The following is a 17,788-nucleotide window of genomic DNA, read 5'->3' as shown; positions in this document are numbered from 1 at the left end:
AAAGATGAAGCGGAACTACATTGGCGGATCCTGGGTCGAGGCGAAGCACGGCGCGCCCAACATCAACCCGTCGAACACGAACGACGTGGTGGGCGAGTTCGCCCGTGCCGAGGTCGCGGATGCCCATGCGGCCATCGACGCGGCCCATGCGGCCTTCCCGGCCTGGTCGCGCTCCTCGATCCAGCTCCGCCACGACATCCTCAAGCGGATCGGCGAGGAGATCATCGCCCGCAAGGACGAGCTCGGCCACCTGCTCTCCCGCGAGGAGGGCAAGACCCTGCCGGAGGGTATCGGCGAGGTGGTGCGCGCCGGCCAGATCTTCCTGTTCTTCTCGGGCGAGACCCTGCGCATGGCGGGCGACAAGCTCGCCTCCGTGCGTCCGAACGTGGACGTGGAGATCACCCGCGAGCCCGTGGGCGTGGTGGGCCTGATCACGCCCTGGAACTTCCCCATCGCGATTCCGGCCTGGAAGATCGCGCCGGCGCTGGCCTACGGCAACACGGTGGTGTTCAAGCCCGCCGAGCTGGTGCCCGCCTCCGCCCATGCGCTCTCGGAGATCATCGTGAATGCCGGCGTGCCGGCCGGAGTGTTCAACCTGGTCATGGGCCGCGGCTCGGTGGTGGGCGAGGCGATGCTCAACAGCCCCAAGGTGGCGGCGATCTCGTTCACGGGCTCGGTCGCCACGGGCCGGCGCGTCGCCGCGACCTGCATCGCGGCCGACCCCATGAAGAAGTTGCAGCTCGAAATGGGCGGCAAGAATCCCATGGTGGTGCTCGACGACGCGGATCTCGCGGTCGCGGTGGATTGCGCCGTCAACGGCGCGTTCTTCTCGACGGGCCAGCGCTGCACCGCCTCCTCGCGGCTCATCGTGACGGAGGGCGTGCACGACCGCTTCGTCGATGCCTTGAGCGAGCGCATGCGCAGCCTCGTGGTCGACGATGCGCTCAAGGCCGGCACGCAGATCGGCCCGGTGGTGGACCAGAGCCAGCTCGACCAGGACCTCTCCTATATCCGCATCGGCCAAGAGGAGGGCGCGAAGCTCGCCTGCGGCGGCGAGTTGCTCAACCGCGAGAATCCGGGCTTCTATCTGGCGCCGGCCCTGTTCACGGAGGTCGGCAATTCCATGCGCATCGCCAGGGAGGAGATCTTCGGCCCTGTCGCGACCGTGACCCGGGTGCGCGACTACGAGGAGGCGCTGGCGATCGCCAACGACACGCCGTTCGGGCTCTCGTCCGGCATCTGCACCACCAGCCTGAAGCACGCCAGCCACTTCAAGCGCAACAGCGAGGCCGGGATGGTGATGGTGAACCTGCCGACCGCGGGCGTCGATTACCACGTGCCCTTCGGCGGCCGCAAAGGCTCGTCCTACGGACCGCGGGAGCAGGGGCGCTACGCGGCCGAGTTCTACACCACGGTGAAGACCGCCTACACGTTCGACGGCAATACCGGCGAGCCGCCGAAGACCAAGGGCAGCGAGTAAATCCGCTCTAAAGGATCGAACGTAAGGTCGCCCTTACGTTCGATCCTTCAAGCTTCTGCTTTCACGCAAAACCGGTTCTCGCATTTGCGTCCGATGCTCCCATCAGTCTTCGTCGGGCAGCACCACGTAGATCAGGACGCCCAGGATCGTCACGATGAAGCGGAAGGCGGACGGCACGCCGTTCCATTGCTGCGACATCCACATGCCGAACCATTCGCCGCCGAGCGACATGAAGCCGACCTGCCAGACGAGGAATCCTAACGTCAGGCCCGCGACCGCGAAAGTCTTGGCCCCGCGGAACGCGACTGCATCCTGCCGGAGCGCCGCGAACATCCGGAAGGCGCCGATCCAGCAGAGGATCGCGGTTCCGATCTCGGCCGCGATGATCAGGAGATAGGCCGCGTGCTGCAGGGCCGGGCTTGTGATGGCCCGGTAGCGGATCGTCGTGTCGGGAAACACCGTGTCCATGGCCAGGACATGGTTCACGAAGGCGAAATTGGTGCCGTAATCGGTCACGTTTCCGAACCCGACCAGGGTGGCGAAGAACGCGATGGCCGCCACCATGACGGTCTTCGACAGGCGGATCATCATGTCGGCAAACCTCCTCCGGACGGGCGTCAGGCCTTCACGGTCGCCATCACGGCGCCGGCGGCGCGCAGGCTCAGCGCCGCGATGGTCAGGGTCGGGTTGGCGGTGGCCGAGGTCGGGAAGACCGCGGAGCCCAGCACGAACAGGTTCGGATGGTCGTGGCTGCGCAGGTCCCGGTCGACCACCGCATGGGCCGGGTTGTCGCCCATGCGCGCCGTGCCGATGATATGGCCCGCGCCCTTGAAGTCCGGATCGTGCCGCACCTCGCTCGTCCCGAGCCGCCGGAAGACGTCCGCGTGCAATTCCCGCGCGGCCGCAAGCCCCGCCTTGGCGTAGTCGTCGAGCCGATAGGCGATCCGCGGCAGGGGCACGCCGTACATGTCCTGGTCGTCAGCATCGAGGGTCACCCGGTTGTCCGGGTCGGGCAATTGTTCGATCAGGGAGGCGAGGCGGACATGCCGGGATGCATGGTCCCGCAAAGCCGCGTCGAGGGCCGGCCCACGCAGGCCCCGGCGCACGAAATCCTCAGGGAGCGTGATCGGGGCTCCGGTCGGCCAGGACCAGCCGTCATTGCCGATCTCCACCCGCAGGGCGCCGCGCTCGGTCCGGAAGGAGCCGTCGCGCAGGTTCTCGATGCCCGAGGTGGAGAGCGGCCCGCGATAGGGCCAGACGGGCCGGTCGGTCAGCGCCCAGCTCAGTTGCGAGGGGTGGTCCATCAGGTTGCGGCCGACCTGGTCGGACGAATTGGCGACCCCGTTCGGCGTGGCCTCGGAGCGGGAATGCAGGAGGAGGCGCGGGGTCTCGATCGCATGGGCCGCGATGACGAAGGCCTTGCCGACGGCGCGCCCCTCGCTCCCGTCGGGACGTTTGAAGCGGATCGCCGCAACCTTCCGGTCGGGGCCGATCTCCACGAAGGTCGCGGTGGTGCGGTCGTGAACCGCCGCGCCCTTCACCTCGGCGCGGGAGAGATGCACGGTGGCGTCGTATTTCGCCTGGACCGGGCAGACCGGGATGCAGCTTGCGCTGCCGCAGCAGCCGGGCCTGTCGTCGCGCGGGGCCGAATTGCGCCCCTGCGGGGTCGCGCGCACCTCGTAGCCGCTCTCGGCCAGCGCCGTCGCGAAGCTCCGGTCGAGATAGGTCTGCGGAATGGCCTCCATGGGATAGGCGCGGGAGCGCGGCGAGCCGAGCGGCTCGGCGGAATCCCCCGACACGCCGATCTCGTCCTCGGCCTCGCCGTAGAACGGCTCGAGATCCGCGTAGGAAACCGGCCAGTCGAGGCCCCGGCCGTAGAGGCTTTTGAGCCGGAAATCGTTCGGCACGAAGCGCAGGCAGGTGCCGAGCCAGTGCCACGTGGTGCCGCCGACCACCTTCAGATAGGTGCTCTTGAACTCGTCCGGCCCGCTCTGCCGATACCAGTAGTGGCGATCATGGGTTACCGGATGGTCCGCCTCGCGGGTCGGCGGATAGGGGCTTTCGGGAACCTTGATGAGGGCGTCCCAATAGCGCTGGACGGCCTCGACCCGGTCGACCCGCGGCCCGGCCTCGAGGATCGCGACCTTGAGGCCCGCTTCCGCGGCCCTGGCGGCGAGGAGCGCACCGGCGACCCCCGATCCGACGACGATCACATCGGCTTCGATCTCGGCCATAGTTTCCTGCCTGTCAGACCTGCGGGGGCCCGGCCCAGTAGCCGGTCTCGCCGCCGCAGGACGCAAAGGGTTTCGTGAAGTCGAGCGCGTCCCAGATGAGCGCATCCGTGAAGGACGCGACCGCCTCGCCGTCGGCGGTCCGATAGACGCCCGAATACCAGGCCGTGACGATGTCGCCCGCGAGAGCGGCGTTCGATTCGGGGTCGCGCAGGAGAGCCGTCAGCGCCGGACCCCGGCCGGTCTGCATCAGGCCGCTCAGCAGGGTCTCGGCCACGCCGGCATCGAGAGCCGAGGCGCTCTTCTGCATCAGCCGGGCCGAGAGGGCGCGGAACGCCTCGACGGTGGGCGCCGGATTGGCCGCGGCCCGGACGCCCGAAAGGCCCGCCATCGCCGGAAGGCCGAGGCCCGCCAGGAGCAGGGTGCGCCGGGTCGGCTGTCCCATGGTGAAATCCCCCTCATGGACCTGGACGGGTCCGCTCCGGACAGGAGCGGACGGCAGCGGCCCGTCCGGCCATTCTTAGGATCCTGGTCCTGATGACGCAAGGTAAGTCGGGGCGTGTATCGCGTTCGCGCCTCAGCCTGGGCGGATAAGAAAACGGCCGGAATCGCCTCCGGCCGTCGCGATCCTGTCGGGCGGGCCTCTCAGCCCTTTTTCTTCGCCCGTTCGATGCCCTCGCGGATGAGGCGCTTCGCGTCCTCGGCGTCGCCCCAGCGGATGATCTTCACCCACTTGCCGGGCTCCAGGTCCTTGTAGTGCTCGAAGAAATGCTCGATCTGCTTGAGGGTGATCTCGGGAAGGTCCGTATAGGTCTCGATCCGGTCATAGCGCTGGGTAAGCGCGTGGGACGGCACGGCGATGATCTTCTCGTCCTCGCCCGCATTGTCCTCCATCACCAGCACGCCCACGGGGCGCACGTTCATCACGGCACCGGGGATGACCGCGCGGGTGTTGGCGATCAGCACGTCGCAGGGATCCCCGTCGCCCGAGAGGGTATGGGGGATGAAGCCGTAATTCCCCGGATAGCGCATGGCCGTATAGAGAAAACGGTCCACGAAGAGCGCGCCGGATTCCTTTTCCATCTCGTATTTGATGGGCTCGCCGCCGAGCGGCACTTCGATGATGACGTTCACGTCGTCCGGCGGATTCTTTCCAATCGGAATGGCGTCCAGGCGCATCGAGTTTTGTCTCCGGGAAGGGATATCGGTTTGGGCACGCTTCCTAAAGCATCGGGCCTGAAAGTAAAATCCACTTTCAGGCCCGGTCCGATGCTTTTGCGCAGAAGGCCCCAGTCAGCCGGAGCCAGGGGTCAGTGGAGGCGGCTCTCGGTGAAGAGAAACGCGACCTTGGCGAGCGGGACGCCGCCGATGCGCTCCTCGACCCGGGCGATCCGGCGCCCGCCCATGCCCTCATAGAAGCCGCAGGCGCGCTCGTTCTCGGCAAGGGCCCAGACGGCGATGCGGTCCATGCCGCGGTCGTGCAGGTCGTTGCGCACGGCCCGGAACAGGCGTCGCCCGAGGCCGACGCCCTGGTATTCGGGCAGGAGGTAGAACTCGTCGATCTCGCCCTCGGCCGGCAGGGAGCGGTCCCGGCAGCGGCCATAGGAGACGTAGCCCGCGACCCCCTGGCCGGGATCGATCACCACCAGGGGGCGTCCCCGCGTCACCGTGGAGCGCCACCAGCGCGGACCGCGCCGGGTCAGCATCTTCTCCAGGGCGAGGCCGGGGATGATTCCCCGGTAGGCCTCCCGCCAGGCGGATTCGAACACGTGGGACAAGGCCTCGGCGTCGGAGGTCTTAGCGTGGCGGATACTGACGAGAAGGTCGCTCATGGAACGGTGGAACGGAAAAATGCCAATAATGAAATCTCCGCCCGGCAGGGTTAACGGGCCGTTAACGGCGCGGTGCTCCCGGGCGCGGAAGCCTGGCTTTATAAGGGATCGGGCATCCGAAGGGGGTGGGCAAAAGGACGCAAGACGGATTGGCCCCGACCCTGCTCCCCGTCCGCCCGCTCCATATCCCTTCCTCCACCCGTCCGCGCGGCCCAAACGTCCGCCGGGACGGCCTTTGCCCAATATTAACCAAATTGCCCGCACACTGGGGGGCATGACCCGGATCGCTGCTCCCACGCTTCTCGCTCTCCTCGGACTGGCCGTCGCGACGCCGACCCTGGCCCAGGGGGATTTCCGCTCCTGCCTGTCGTCCCTGCGCGCCCAGGCGGCCGCCAAGGGCGTGTCCGGCCAGGCCTTCGACCGGGCGACCCGGGGCATCGAGCCGGATCTGAAGATCCTCGAGCTCATGGACAACCAGCCCGAGTTCAAGACGCCCATCTGGGACTACCTCGCGGCCCTGGTGGACGACGAGCGGGTGCAGGACGGCAAGGCCGCCATGCGCCAGTGGGGACAGGCCCTCGCGGCCGCCGAGGCCCGCTTCGGGGTCGACCGCCACGTGATCGCGGGCGTCTGGGGCGTGGAATCCAATTTCGGCAAGGATATCGGCGGGCGGCCCCTGGTGCAGTCGCTCTCGACGCTCGCCTGCTACGCGCCGCGCCGGCGGGAATATTTCACCGGCGAACTGATGGCGACCCTCAAGATCGTTCAGGACGGGGATATCGACCCGGACAACCTGCGCGGCTCCTGGGCAGGCGCCTTCGGACACACCCAGTTCATGCCCTCCACGTTCCAGCGCCTCGCGGTGGACGGGGACGGGGACGGCCATCGGGACATCATGACCTCCGTGCCGGACGCGGTGGCGTCCACGGCGAACTTCCTCAAGAAGGCCGGCTGGTCCAACAGCCTGCCCTGGGGCTACGAGGTGCGCCTGCCGGCCGGGTTCAATTCCGGCCTTGCGGGCCGCAAGAAGAAGCGGGCGGTTTCCGCCTGGGCCGCCATGGGCGTCACCCGCGTGGACGGGCGCCCACTCTCGGGCAATTATCAGGCTGGCATCATCGTCCCGGCGGGCGTGAACGGCCCCGCCTTCCTGGTCACCAAGAATTTCGACGCGGTGTATTCCTATAATGCCGCCGAATCCTACGGCCTCGCCATCGCGCTCCTGGGCGACCGACTGAAGGGCCTGCCCGGCATCCGCACCGCCTGGCCGACGGACGACCCGCCGCTCTCCCGCGCCCAGCGCCGGGAGCTGCAGCGCCTCCTCACGGCCCGCGGCTACGACGTGGGCGAGCCGGACGGCAAGATCGGCAGCAAGACCCGCGAGGCGATCAAGGACGTGGAACGCCAGATCGGCCTCGAGCAGCGCGGCCGCCCCGGCGCCAAGGTCCTGCAGGCCCTGAGGGGGTAAGGCCGATGCGTCTGGCGGCTTGTCCAGGGGCCGACAGGCCATCCTTCGGCTAGGTTGTCGGCCGCGCCGGTTTGGGGTTGTAGTGCCCCCATGCTCGTCGCCATCCTCACCGATATCCACGGCAACCGCGAGGCCCTCTCGGCCTGCCTCGACCATGCGCGCCAGCAGGCGGCCGATCGCTTCGTCCTCCTCGGCGATTATGTGGGCTACGGCGCCGATCCCGCCTGGGTCGTCGATACGGTCAGGGATCTCGTGGACAAGGGCGCCGTCGCGCTGCGCGGCAACCATGACGTCGCCGTCGACGGGTCGGATGTGGATATGAATTCCGTCGCCCGGGAGGCGATCCGCTGGACCCGGGAACGGCTCGATCCGGAGCAGCGGCGGTTCCTGGCCCATCTCCCCCTCGTCCACGAAGACGGGAACGTTCTCTACGTCCATGCCAACGGCTACGCGCCGGGCAACTGGGATTATATGGACGGGCCGATGGAGGCGACCCGCCATTTCAGCCGGGTCGATGCGCACATCACCTTCTGTGGCCATGTGCACGTGCCCATGCTCTATCACATGAGCAGCACCGCGAAGGTGGGCTCCTTCTCGCCGGTCGGCGACAACGAGATCCCGCTGCTCCCCACCCGCACCTGGCTCGCGGTGATCGGCTCCGTCGGCCAGCCTCGGGACGGGGTGGCGGCCGCGAACTACGCCCTCTTCGATACCGCGCGCCAGACCCTGCGCTTCCTGCGCGTGCCCTACGACACGGCCGCCGCGGCCCGGAAGGTGCGGGAGGCGGGACTTCCCGAAAAGCTGGCGCTTCGCCTCGAACGGGGACGGTGAGCGATGCGCTGGCGCCTGCAGGCGGGCATGATGGTCGACGGCTTCGAACTCCACGAGCATCTGGGCACGGGCGGCATGGCGCAGATCTGGGCGGTGACGCGCCCGGGCGAGCCGGCGCCGCTCATCATGAAGATCCCGATGCTCATCGACAGCGACGATCCCCTGCCCATCGTCTGCTTCGAGACCGAGCAGATGATCATGCCGCGCCTGTCGGGCCCGCATGTGCCGCGCTTCGTCGCCGCCGGTCCCCTTGATCCGATGCCTTATATCGTCATGGAGCGGATCCCGGGCGATTCCCTGAAGGCCCGCCTCGAGGAGGTGCCCCTGCCCTGGCCCGAGGTGGCGGCGACCGGCGCCAAGGTGGCCCATGCCCTCCACGACCTGCATCTCCAGCACGTCATCCATCTCGACGTGAAGCCGAGCAACGTGATGATCCGGGATACCGGCGAGGCGGTGCTCATCGATTACGGCTTCGCCCGGCATGAGCTGCTCCCCGATCTCCTCGCCGAGGAGTTCCGCGAGCCCTTCGGGACCACGCCCTACATGGCGCCCGAGCAGGTGCTGCAGGACCGGGCCGATCCACGCAGCGATCTCTTCGCGCTCGGCGTGATGCTGTATTTCTTCGTCACGGGCGAGCGCCCCTTCGGCACGCCGCGCGGCGGGCAGATCCGCCGGCGCCTCTGGCGGGACCCGGTGCCGCCGCGGGCCCTCAGGCCCGATTGTCCGCCCTGGCTGCAGGAGGTGATCCTGCGCTGCCTGGAGGTCGACCCGCAGGACCGCTACGCCACCGCGGCCCAGCTCGCCCTCGACCTGGAGAACCCCGAACAGGTGCGGCTCACCGAGCGAGCGGAGCGCCTGGAGCAGGACAGCGGGATGAAGACCTTCCGGCGCTGGCTGAAGGCCCGCAAGGCCCAGCCGCTGGAACGGCCCAACATCGCCGGCCAGCTCTCCCGCGCGCCCATCGTCCTCGTGGCCATCGATCTCTCGCCGGGCAGCGAGGACCTTGCCGAGGCCCTGCGCCTGATGGTCCGGCGCATTCTCTCCATCGAGGGCGAGGCACGGCTCGCCTGCGTCAACATCCTCAAGACCTCGCGCCTCGCAGTCGACATCCTGGAGGACGAGGCGGGACGGAGCCTCCATGTCCAGCGCAGGGTCCAGCTCGAGCATTGGGGCGCGTCCCTGGATGTTCCCAAGGAGAGGATCTCCTACAGTGTGCTGGGGGCGCCCGACCCGGCGGCGGCGCTCGTCGACTATGCGCGCCACAACGAGGTCGACCATATCGTGATCGGCGCGCGGGCCTCCTCGGCGCTGCGGCGCTATCTCGGCAGCGTCTCGTCCCAGGTAGTGGCGCAGGCGCCCTGCTCGGTCACGGTGGTCAGAACGCCGAGGGACCGGCGCCCCGCGCATGGCTGAGACGCCTTCGGGCCAAGCGATGAGCGCTTGCCAAGCGGCCCGTTCGGCCTTTTAAGAGCCTTGCAATTCGACCACGACAGAACAGGGGGCCCTTCCCATGGCAACGCACAAGCTTCTCCTTCTCCCCGGCGACGGCATCGGTCCGGAAGTAATGCGGGAGGTCGAGAAGATCGTGGGCTGGTTCGCCCGGAACGGCGTCGGCTTCGAGACCGAGACGGATCTCGTCGGCGGCGCGGCCTACGACGCCCATGGCGCGTCGATCTCGGAGGCCGCGATGGCGCGCGCCCAGGAGGCCGACGCGGTCCTGTTCGGCGCGGTCGGCGGCGCGAAATGGGACGGCGTTCCTTATGCGGTGCGTCCCGAGGCGGGCCTCCTGCGCCTGCGCAAGGATCTCGGCCTCTTCGCCAATCTGCGCCCGGCGATCTGCTATCCGGCACTCGCCGACGCCTCCTCGCTCAAGCGCGAGGTGGTCGAGGGGCTCGATATCATGATCGTGCGCGAGCTCACCGGCGGCGTTTATTTCGGCGAGCCGAAGGAGATCGTGACTCTGGAGGACGGCTCGCAGCGCGCCGTCGACACCCAGCTCTACACCACGGCCGAGATCGAGCGGATCACCCGCGTCGCCTTCGATCTCGCAGGCAAGCGCCGCAACAAGGTCTCGTCGGCCGAGAAGAGCAACGTCATGAAGACGGGCGTGCTCTGGCGCCAGATCGTCACGCGCATCCACAAGGCGGAATTCTCCGGCGCGCAGCTCGAGCACGTGCTTGCCGACAACTGCGCCATGCAGCTCGTGCGCAACCCGAAGCAGTTCGACGTGATCGTCACGGACAACCTGTTCGGCGACATCCTGTCCGACATTGCCGCCATGCTCACCGGCTCGCTGGGCATGCTGCCTTCCGCGTCGCTCGGCGCCGAGGATCCCAAGACCGGTAGCCGCAAGGCCCTCTACGAGCCGGTCCACGGCTCCGCGCCGGACATCGCCGGCAAGGGCCTCGCGAACCCGATCGCCATGATAGGCTCCTTCGGCATGGCCCTGCGCTATTCCTTCGGCCTCATCGAGGCAGCGGATCTCCTGGAGAAGGCCATCGCAAACGTGCTGGCCTCGGGCACCCGCACGAAGGACATCGCGGCTCCGGGCGCCAACGCGGTCGGCACCCAGGAAGTCGGCGACGCCATCGTGAAGGAACTTTCGGCCCTTTCCTGAGCCGGATGAGGCTGCGGGGCGGTCACCGCCCCGCGGCGATCAGCGGATCGAGCCCGTCGATTCGATGTTCGGGCCGAAATCGATCGGCCCGAACGGGTTTTGCGATCCGACGAACGGCCCGTTGGTGATCGGATCCGGCAGGACGCCGCCGCCGTTGAAGCGCTCGTTCTGGCCATAGGGCGGGCTCAGCAGGTAGGATTGGGTCTGGCCGTAGCCGGTATAGCCCGGATTGATCGAGCCCGGCACGACCACGTTGCCGGGATCGAGGAAGCTGCGGGGCGTGACCCGGAACCTGAGGGGGCGGTCCTGGCTCTGCGCCGCAGGCGCAAAGGCCGCGGCCGCGGCCAGGGATGCCAGACCCAGAGTGACGATGCGGCGCATGACGGCCTCCAGCGCAAGCTGCGAAGGCGCGTCCTCAAATTCCGCCCGCGCCTTCAGGGATATCGGCGGACTTTGGAAAAATGGCGCGGCCGCTTAAATTGTTCCGCTCCCCGAAGGGGGAGGCCCGGATGATCAAGGGAGGCGAGGCACGGTGGATCGACGCGACGACATTCCCGAGCTGAAGGCCAAGGACGGCCTCTCGCTCCTCGGCCGGATCCCGCTCGTGGCCGAAACGCCCGAGGAGAAGCTCGACGACGCCACGACCCCGGTTTCCCGGTTCTTCGTCCGCAACAACGGCCTGCTTCCAGAGGTCCCCGAAGCACCGGAACGCTGGAGCCTCACAATCGACGGGGAGATTGAGCGCCCGCTCCGTCTCACTGTGGAAGAGCTGAAGCGCCGGTTTCGGGTAAAAACCTTCCGCATGGTGCTGGAATGCGGCGGCAATGGCCGCTCCTTCCTGGTGCCCCCGGCGGAGGGCAATCCCTGGACCCATGGGGGTGTCGGCTGCGCGGAATGGACCGGCGTCTCTTTAAGCGACGTGCTGCGCGAGGCGGGCCTGAAATCCTCCGCCGTCTACACGGCCCATTACGGCGCCGATCCGGACAAGTCCGGCAGCCGCGACACGCCTTCCATTTCCCGCGGCATGCGGATCGAGAAGGCGCTTGAGGAGCACACCCTCCTGGCCTTCGCCATGAACGGCGAGCCCCTGCCGTTCCTCCATGGCGGCCCCGTGCGCCTCGTGGTGCCGGGATGGCCGGGCTCCCTCAGCCAGAAATGGCTGACGCGGATCTGGATCCGCGACCGGGAGCATGACGGCCCGGGCATGACGGGCCTGTCCTACCGGCTGCCCGTGAAACCGGTTCAGCCGGGCGCGAGCCTGGAGGGCGTGCCGCTGCGCATCCTCGAATCGATGCCCGTGCGCAGCATCGTCACGGCGCCGGCGGACGGGACTGCCTTTCCGGCCGGGACGCGCTCCATCGCGGTGCGCGGCGCCGCCTGGGCGGGCGACGACACGGTGGTCAGCGTCGCACTCTCCCTCGACCGGGGCGCTACCTGGACCGACGCAATGCTCGAACCCCCGCGCAACCGCTACGACTGGACGCGCTGGTCCGCGACCCTGCCGGTACCGGCGAACGGGCCTTATGAGATCTGGGCGCGGGCCACCGATTCAACGGGGCGCTCCCAGCCTCTCGAACCGGACAACTGGAATCCCAACGGCTACGGCTGCAACGCCGTTCACCGGGTTGCGATCACGGTCGGGCTGGGGGCGTAGGGCTGAGGGCGGCCGTGCGCGCCGCGAGATTGCAGGCCTCGCCCCGGTTGCGCTCGGCCCGGGCGAACAGCGCCTTCAGGACAAGGCCCTCCTGGCCCGATAAGGCGATCCTGTCGATGAAGCAGGCAGCCTGGGCCTCGTCCACGATCCGGGCTTCCGCGCCGCACAGCCAGCCCTGGAAGCCGAAAGCCGTCTCGGGATCCGCGAAGCGGAAGGCTTGGCAGGTTTGCTCGGCCGTCCCGGCCAGGGTCACCTCGGCCATTTCGACGGGGCCGAATTTCGTCGCGGCCATCCGGCTCTGGGCGTTGCGGGTGACCGAGAGGCCCGCCTCGGCGGCACGGCGGACGATGTCCACGAAGAAGCTGCGCCGCTCCGTGCCCGCATCCCCCTGGACGAGGCTGATCCGCCCATGGCGGGAATCGCCGAAGCGGCCGAGCACGAAGGTGTCCTCCCGTCCGCCGGAGATGTGAGCGCGTGCCGAAAAAACGGGCGGCGCGAAAGGCTTGTCGAGCACATAGGCCGGTGCCGCCTGGGGCAGGGGCCGCCACGGGGGCGGCGGCGCGACCAGCACGGAGGCCGGAACGGCCCCGGGCGCGCCCGGGGGGAGCGGCCGCGATCCCTCTTCGTGGGCGAAATAGACGAGCGCCGCGATGCTGAGCCCGGACAGGAGCGCCATCCGCAGCCAGGGCAGGCGCGAGCGGGACCGCGGCAGCGGCTCCCCGTCGGAGGCGTCATCCTCCTCGTCCTCGTCCCAATCGGCGTGGATCGCCCGTTGCATGGTGCTCCCGTGGCAGGCAGTGGCATTCAGGCCGCTGTTCTACCGTATCATTCGGGCGCCTTCGAAAGGTTTCGTTCAGCATCGTGAATCGAACGTTAAGGCCAGGGGCCCGTCCACAGCCGGTCCACACCTCCGGCTTCGGCCTTCCGGCGCAAGAAGCACTTGACGGCGGTGCACCTTTGATGTGTTGCTGCACAAACGTACCGGCCCGACGAACGGGCCTTGCGATGGACGATGGCAATGACGCTGCTCACCACGACGAGCAAAACGAAAACCGTCACGACGGCCGCGAAAACGGCCGCCTGAGCCTCGTCGTCCCCGGTCCTCTCTCCCGTCGGGGCGAGAGGCGCACCCGATAAGGGTTTTGAATAGATCTCCCGGGGAGAGCGAAAACAGGAGAAGTTCCATGGGTTACAAGGTCGCTGTCGTCGGCGCGACGGGCAATGTGGGCCGCGAGATGCTCAATATCCTGGCCGAGCGGGCCTTCCCGGCCGACGAGGTGGTGGCGCTGGCCTCCCGCCGCAGCCAGGGCACGGAAGTGTCCTACGGCGACAAGACGTTGAAGACCAAGGCGCTCGACACCTACGATTTCTCCGATGTGGACCTGTGCCTCATGTCGGCGGGCGGCGAGGTCTCGAAGGAGTGGTCGCCGAAGATCGCCGCCCAGGGCGTCGTCGTGATCGACAACTCCTCGGCCTGGCGCTACGACCCCGAGGTTCCGCTCGTGGTGCCGGAGGTGAATGCCGAGGCGGTGCGCGAGATGAAGAAGAACATCATCGCCAATCCGAACTGCTCCACGGCCCAGCTCGTGGTGGCGCTCAAGCCCCTCCATGACCACGCTACCATCCGGCGCGTGGTGGTCTCCACCTATCAGTCGGTTTCCGGCGCCGGCAAGGACGGCATGGACGAGCTCGACCGCCAGACCAAGGCGCTCTACTCGCTCCAGGATGTGCAGGAAAAGAAGTTTCCCAAGCGCATCGCCTTCAACCTGATCCCCCATATCGACGTGTTCATGGAGGACGGGTTCACGAAGGAAGAGTGGAAGATGATGGTCGAGACCAAGAAGATCCTCGACCCGAAGATCAAGCTCACGGCCACCTGCGTGCGCGTGCCGGTCTTCATCAGCCATTCCGAGGCCGTGAACGTGGAGTTCGAGAAGCCGATCACGGCGGACGAGGCCCGGGATATCCTGCGCGCCGCGCCCGGAATCGTGGTCGTCGATAAGCGCGAGCCCGGCGGCTACATCACGCCGCACGAGGCGGCCGGCGAGGACGCCACCTACATCTCGCGCATCCGCGAGGACATCACGGTCGAGAACGGCCTCGCCTTCTGGTGCGTCTCCGACAATCTGCGCAAGGGCGCGGCCCTCAACGCGATCCAGATCGCCGAGGCGATGGCAAACCGCAACCTGCTGCCCTCCAAGAAGAAGGCCGCCTGACCGGCGCCTTCCGGCACGGCTTTCGCCGGATACCTTTTCGTTGCTTCATCATGGCCGGGGTCCTCCCCGGCCATTTTGCTGTCTGCCCCTTCAGGAAGACGGCCCCGCTTGCCGGGCCTCGATGGCTTCAGCCAGGCCGAGCACCCGCCGCGCCATCTCGGCGTGGAGGCGCTCCACCATGCGGCCGCCGAGCGCGATGGCGCCTTTCTTGGCGTTTTCCGGCTTGTCGAAGGCCTCGGCGATCAGGCGCGCCTCGCTCACCTCCTCGGCGGAGGGCGAAAAAACCTCGTTCGCGGTCGCGATCTGGTTGGGGTGGATCAGCGTCTTGCCGTCGAAGCCGCCATCGCGGGCCTGGAGGCACTCGGCCCGCAGCGCCGCCGTGTCGGAGAGGTCGTTGCAGACCCCGTCCAGGATGTCGATGCCGTTGGCGCGCGCCGCCGCGAGGGCGGTCATCATCCAGGGCAGCATGGGCGCGCGGCCGGGCACCTGCCTGGCGCGGGTCTCCCGGGCGAGATCGTTGAGGCCCAGCACGAAGCAGGCGAGGCGGGCATCCACGTCATGGGCCGTGCCCGCGATGGCGTCCGCCCGCAGGATCGCCTGGGCGGTCTCGATCATGGCCCAGACGCGGACGCGCTCGGGCGCCCTCAGGCGGCGCAGGCGCAGGCCGATGGCCGCCAGCGCTTCGGGCGACGAGACCTTGGGAACGAGGATCGCATCCGGCGCAGCCGCCGCGACGGCCGCGAGATCGTCCTCGCCCCAGGGGGTGTCGAGGGCGTTGACGCGCACCGCCACCTCGCGGGGCCCGAAGCCGCCCTGACCGAGAGCCGCACAGACCTGCGCCCGGGCCTCCGCCTTGGCGTCCGGTGCCACCGCGTCCTCCAGGTCGAGGATCAGCACGTCCGCCGGTAGGGTCCTGGCCTTTTCCAGCGCGCGGGCGTTCGAGCCCGGCATGTAGAGGGCGCTGCGGCGCGGGCGAATGTCGGTCATGATGATCTCCCGGTGAAGGCCCTGAGTGTAGCGGTGCCTTCTCGAGGCGGGAACGGACGGAGGCGCGAAGGATGTGGGTGGCGGGAATCGACGGTTGTCCGGCGGGCTGGATCGCCGTGCTCATGGACCTCGGCGGGTCCCACCCGCCCATCATGCGGATCGAACGGCACATGGCCGCCATCGTCGATGCGCCCGAAGCCCCACAGGTGATCGCCGTCGACATGCCCATCGGCCTGCCGGAGCGCACGCAAGGGTCCGGACGGCGCCCGGAGCAGCTGATCCGCCCGCTTCTGGGCGCCCGCCAGTCCTCGGTCTTCGCCATTCCGGCGCGGCGGGCCGTGGAGGCGGAGGATTACGGGACGGCCTGCGCGGAGGCCCTGCGGACCTCCGATCCACCGCGCAAGGTCTCGCGCCAGGGCTTCCACCTCTTCCCGAAGATCCGCGAGATCGACAGCCTGCTCCGGAGCCGGCCGGAGCTCGTAGCCCGGGTCGTGGAGGTGCATCCGGAACTCGCCTTCTGGTCCATGAACGGCGAGCGCCCCCTCCCGGAGCCGAAGAAAGTGAAGAGCAGACCCTATCCGCCGGGCCTTGCCCTGCGGCGGGCGCTGCTCGTGCGTGCCGGTCTTCCGCGCGACATGGTGGAAGCCCGGCCGCCCCGCGGCGCCGCCGAGGACGACCTCCTCGACGCCCTGGTGGGGTTGGCCGTCGTAATCGATATAGCTAGAGGTAAAGGACGCTCCTTTCCCGATCCGCCCGACCGGGACGCCCACGGCCTTCCCGTCGCCATTTGGACCCTGTCGCGTCCGGCTCCTGCTTCCGAGGTTGCACCCATGTCCGCTTCCGTCTCCGCGTCCGACACTCTCCCGGTTTCCCGCCGCGACATCGCGGAGGCCCATGGGCGCATCGCGTCGCATATCCGGCGCACGCCGGTCTGGACCCTGCCGGGCGCCTTCGGTCATGACGGTCCGGTGAGCCTGAAGCTCGAATTCCTGCAGCATGCAGGCTCGTTCAAGTCGCGCGGGGCCTTCAACACGCTCCTGTCACGGCCGGTCCCGGAGGCCGGCGTAGCGGCGGCCTCGGGCGGCAATCACGGCGCGGCGGTCGCCTATGCGGCGAAGCAGCTCGGGCTCAAGGCCCGCATCTTCGTGCCGGAGATCTCGAGCCCCGCCAAGGTGGCGGTCATCCGCTCCCACGGGGCCGAGGTGGTGATCGGCGGCGCCCGCTATGCGGACGCGCAGGCCGCCTGCGACGCCTATGTGGCGCAAAGCGGCGCGCTGCGGGTCCACCCCTTCGATGCCGACACCACCATCGCGGGCCAGGGCACGGTCGGGCTCGAATGGGAGGAGGACGGTGCGCCCCTCGATACGATCCTCGTGGCGGTGGGCGGCGGCGGCCTCATCAGCGGCGTCGCGGCCTGGTGGGCCGGCCGCGTGAAGGTGGTGGGCGTGGAGCCGGAAGGCTCACGGGCCCTCCATGCGGCGCTCCAGGCGGGCGGCCCAGTCGATGTGGACGTCGATTCGGTCGCGGCCGATTCGCTCGGCGCCCGCAATACGGGAGCGCTCGTCCATGGAATCTGCAGCCGGGCCGTCGACCATGTGGCCCTGGTGACCGATGCGGCCATCCGGGAGGCGCAAGGAACGCTCTGGCGGGACTGGCGCATCGCCACGGAGCCGGGCGGCGCCGCGGCGCTCGCGGCCCTGACCTCGGGCGCCTACAGGCCCCAGGCCGGCGAGCGGGTCGGCGTGCTGCTCTGCGGCGCGAATGTGGAACTGTCCCGGCTCGACGAGACGGTGCGCTCCCTCGCCTGAGGCATCCTACCGCTTCGCTTCCACGGCCATCTGCACGGCGAGCCCGCCGAGCACCGTTCCCATGAGCCAGCGCTGGGCGAGAACCCAGCCTGGATGGCGGGCGAGGAAGGCCGCGACCGTTCCGGCCGTAATGGCGATCATGGCATTGACCGAGAGGCTGATCGCGATCTGCGTGGTCCCGAGCAGGAGCGACTGGCCGAGCACGTTGCCCCGCGCCGGATCGATGAATTGCGGCAGCAGCGAGAGATAGAGCATCGCGGCCTTCGGGTTCAGCAGGTTGGTCACGAGCCCCATGGTGAAGAGCTTGCCGGCGCCGTCGCGTGGCAGGTCGCGCACCTGAAACGGGGAGCGGCCGTTGGGCCGCAGGGCCTGCCAGGCGAGATAGGCCAGATAGGCCGCCCCCGTAAGGCGCAGGGCATCGTAGGTGTAGGGCACCGCGAAGATGAGCGACGTGATGCCGAGTGCCGCGCAGAGCATGTAGAACAGGAAGCCCAGCGCCACGCCCCCGAGGGAGATCAGCCCGGCCATGCGCCCCTGGCAGATGGAGCGCGAGATCAGGTAGATCATATTGGGGCCGGGGGTGAGCACCATTCCCAGAGCGACCAGGGCAAAGCCTAGGAGAGTGGTCATGTCGATCACGGGCGCATCCTTCGCTGATGCCCCTGCA

17 protein-coding genes are annotated in these 17,788 nt (G+C 68.5%); 8 read left to right on the top strand and 9 right to left on the bottom strand.

Annotated elements, in window-relative coordinates; genetic code table 11:
* Positions 1 to 4: 4 nt before the first annotated feature.
* Positions 5 to 1,480 (top strand): aldehyde dehydrogenase family protein, encoded by a 1,476-nt coding sequence (locus tag C4E04_RS19930; RefSeq protein WP_109600321.1) that lies wholly within the window; start codon positions 5 to 7, stop codon positions 1,478 to 1,480.
* Between the two features lie 102 nt (positions 1,481 to 1,582).
* On the opposite strand, the gene C4E04_RS19925 is transcribed toward C4E04_RS19930, so the two are convergent.
* From C4E04_RS19925 to C4E04_RS19905, 5 genes are all read right to left on the bottom strand, one after another.
* Positions 1,583 to 2,071: a DUF2165 family protein gene (locus C4E04_RS19925; RefSeq protein ID WP_109600319.1), complete on the bottom strand. Its 489-nt coding sequence runs from the start codon at positions 2,069 to 2,071 to the stop codon at positions 1,583 to 1,585.
* Between the two features lie 26 nt (positions 2,072 to 2,097).
* Positions 2,098 to 3,714, bottom strand: coding sequence for a GMC family oxidoreductase (locus C4E04_RS19920; RefSeq protein ID WP_109600317.1), 1,617 nt, complete (start codon positions 3,712 to 3,714; stop codon positions 2,098 to 2,100).
* 13 nt (positions 3,715 to 3,727) lie between these two features.
* Entirely contained in the window at positions 3,728 to 4,156 is a 429-nt protein-coding gene (locus C4E04_RS19915; protein ID WP_109600315.1) for a sugar dehydrogenase complex small subunit, read from the bottom strand.
* 200 nt (positions 4,157 to 4,356) lie between these two features.
* Positions 4,357 to 4,890 (bottom strand): inorganic diphosphatase, encoded by a 534-nt coding sequence (ppa, locus tag C4E04_RS19910; protein ID WP_109600313.1) that lies wholly within the window; start codon positions 4,888 to 4,890, stop codon positions 4,357 to 4,359.
* 131 nt (positions 4,891 to 5,021) lie between these two features.
* On the bottom strand, positions 5,022 to 5,543 hold the full coding sequence (locus C4E04_RS19905; protein WP_109600310.1) for a GNAT family N-acetyltransferase: 522 nt from the start codon (positions 5,541 to 5,543) through the stop codon (positions 5,022 to 5,024).
* A gap of 274 nt (positions 5,544 to 5,817) precedes the next feature.
* Between C4E04_RS19905 and C4E04_RS19900 the strand changes: the two genes are divergently transcribed.
* The 4 genes from C4E04_RS19900 (at position 5,818) to leuB (ending at position 10,456) form a co-directional block, all read left to right on the top strand.
* Complete coding sequence (locus tag C4E04_RS19900; protein WP_109600308.1) at positions 5,818 to 7,008, top strand: lytic murein transglycosylase; 1,191 nt, start codon at positions 5,818 to 5,820, stop codon at positions 7,006 to 7,008.
* Between the two features lie 90 nt (positions 7,009 to 7,098).
* Positions 7,099 to 7,839, top strand: a complete 741-nt coding sequence (locus C4E04_RS19895; protein WP_109600306.1) for a metallophosphoesterase — start codon at positions 7,099 to 7,101, stop codon at positions 7,837 to 7,839.
* Between the two features lie 3 nt (positions 7,840 to 7,842).
* Positions 7,843 to 9,252 carry a bifunctional serine/threonine-protein kinase/universal stress protein gene (locus C4E04_RS19890; RefSeq protein WP_109600304.1) on the top strand — a complete coding sequence of 470 codons (1,410 nt, stop codon included), beginning with the start codon at positions 7,843 to 7,845 and terminating at the stop codon, positions 9,250 to 9,252.
* A 97-nt stretch (positions 9,253 to 9,349) separates the two neighbouring features.
* On the top strand, positions 9,350 to 10,456 hold the full coding sequence (gene leuB / locus C4E04_RS19885) for a 3-isopropylmalate dehydrogenase (RefSeq protein WP_109600303.1): 1,107 nt from the start codon (positions 9,350 to 9,352) through the stop codon (positions 10,454 to 10,456).
* A 39-nt stretch (positions 10,457 to 10,495) separates the two neighbouring features.
* Here leuB and C4E04_RS19880 read toward each other — a convergent pair whose 3' ends face one another.
* Positions 10,496 to 10,837 carry a hypothetical protein gene (locus C4E04_RS19880; RefSeq protein ID WP_109600301.1) on the bottom strand — a complete coding sequence of 114 codons (342 nt, stop codon included), beginning with the start codon at positions 10,835 to 10,837 and terminating at the stop codon, positions 10,496 to 10,498.
* 151 nt (positions 10,838 to 10,988) lie between these two features.
* On the opposite strand from C4E04_RS19880, the gene C4E04_RS19875 reads away from it, so the two are divergent.
* Entirely contained in the window at positions 10,989 to 12,110 is a 1,122-nt protein-coding gene (locus C4E04_RS19875) for a sulfite oxidase (protein ID WP_109600299.1), read from the top strand.
* On the opposite strand, the gene C4E04_RS19870 is transcribed toward C4E04_RS19875, so the two are convergent.
* Positions 12,088 to 12,888 carry a hypothetical protein gene (locus tag C4E04_RS19870; protein ID WP_109600296.1) on the bottom strand — a complete coding sequence of 267 codons (801 nt, stop codon included), beginning with the start codon at positions 12,886 to 12,888 and terminating at the stop codon, positions 12,088 to 12,090. The genes C4E04_RS19875 and C4E04_RS19870 overlap by 23 nt on opposite strands.
* Positions 12,889 to 13,294: 406 nt before the next feature.
* Between C4E04_RS19870 and C4E04_RS19865 the strand changes: the two genes are divergently transcribed.
* Positions 13,295 to 14,326, top strand: coding sequence for an aspartate-semialdehyde dehydrogenase (locus tag C4E04_RS19865; RefSeq protein WP_109600294.1), 1,032 nt, complete (start codon positions 13,295 to 13,297; stop codon positions 14,324 to 14,326).
* 90 nt (positions 14,327 to 14,416) lie between these two features.
* On the opposite strand, the gene C4E04_RS19860 is transcribed toward C4E04_RS19865, so the two are convergent.
* On the bottom strand, positions 14,417 to 15,313 hold the full coding sequence (locus C4E04_RS19860; protein ID WP_109600292.1) for a CoA ester lyase: 897 nt from the start codon (positions 15,311 to 15,313) through the stop codon (positions 14,417 to 14,419).
* A gap of 77 nt (positions 15,314 to 15,390) precedes the next feature.
* On the opposite strand from C4E04_RS19860, the gene C4E04_RS21775 reads away from it, so the two are divergent.
* Positions 15,391 to 17,121 carry a serine/threonine dehydratase gene (locus C4E04_RS21775; protein ID WP_371682018.1) on the top strand — a complete coding sequence of 577 codons (1,731 nt, stop codon included), beginning with the start codon at positions 15,391 to 15,393 and terminating at the stop codon, positions 17,119 to 17,121.
* Between the two features lie 6 nt (positions 17,122 to 17,127).
* On the opposite strand, the gene C4E04_RS19850 is transcribed toward C4E04_RS21775, so the two are convergent.
* Entirely contained in the window at positions 17,128 to 17,751 is a 624-nt protein-coding gene (locus tag C4E04_RS19850; RefSeq protein WP_109601349.1) for a LysE family translocator, read from the bottom strand.
* Between the last annotated feature and the right edge of the window lie 37 nt (positions 17,752 to 17,788).

The sequence above is a fragment of the Microvirga sp. 17 mud 1-3 genome (assembly GCF_003151255.1).
GTDB lineage: Bacteria > Pseudomonadota > Alphaproteobacteria > Rhizobiales > Beijerinckiaceae > Microvirga.
This window is presented reverse-complemented; position numbering and strand designations above follow the sequence as displayed.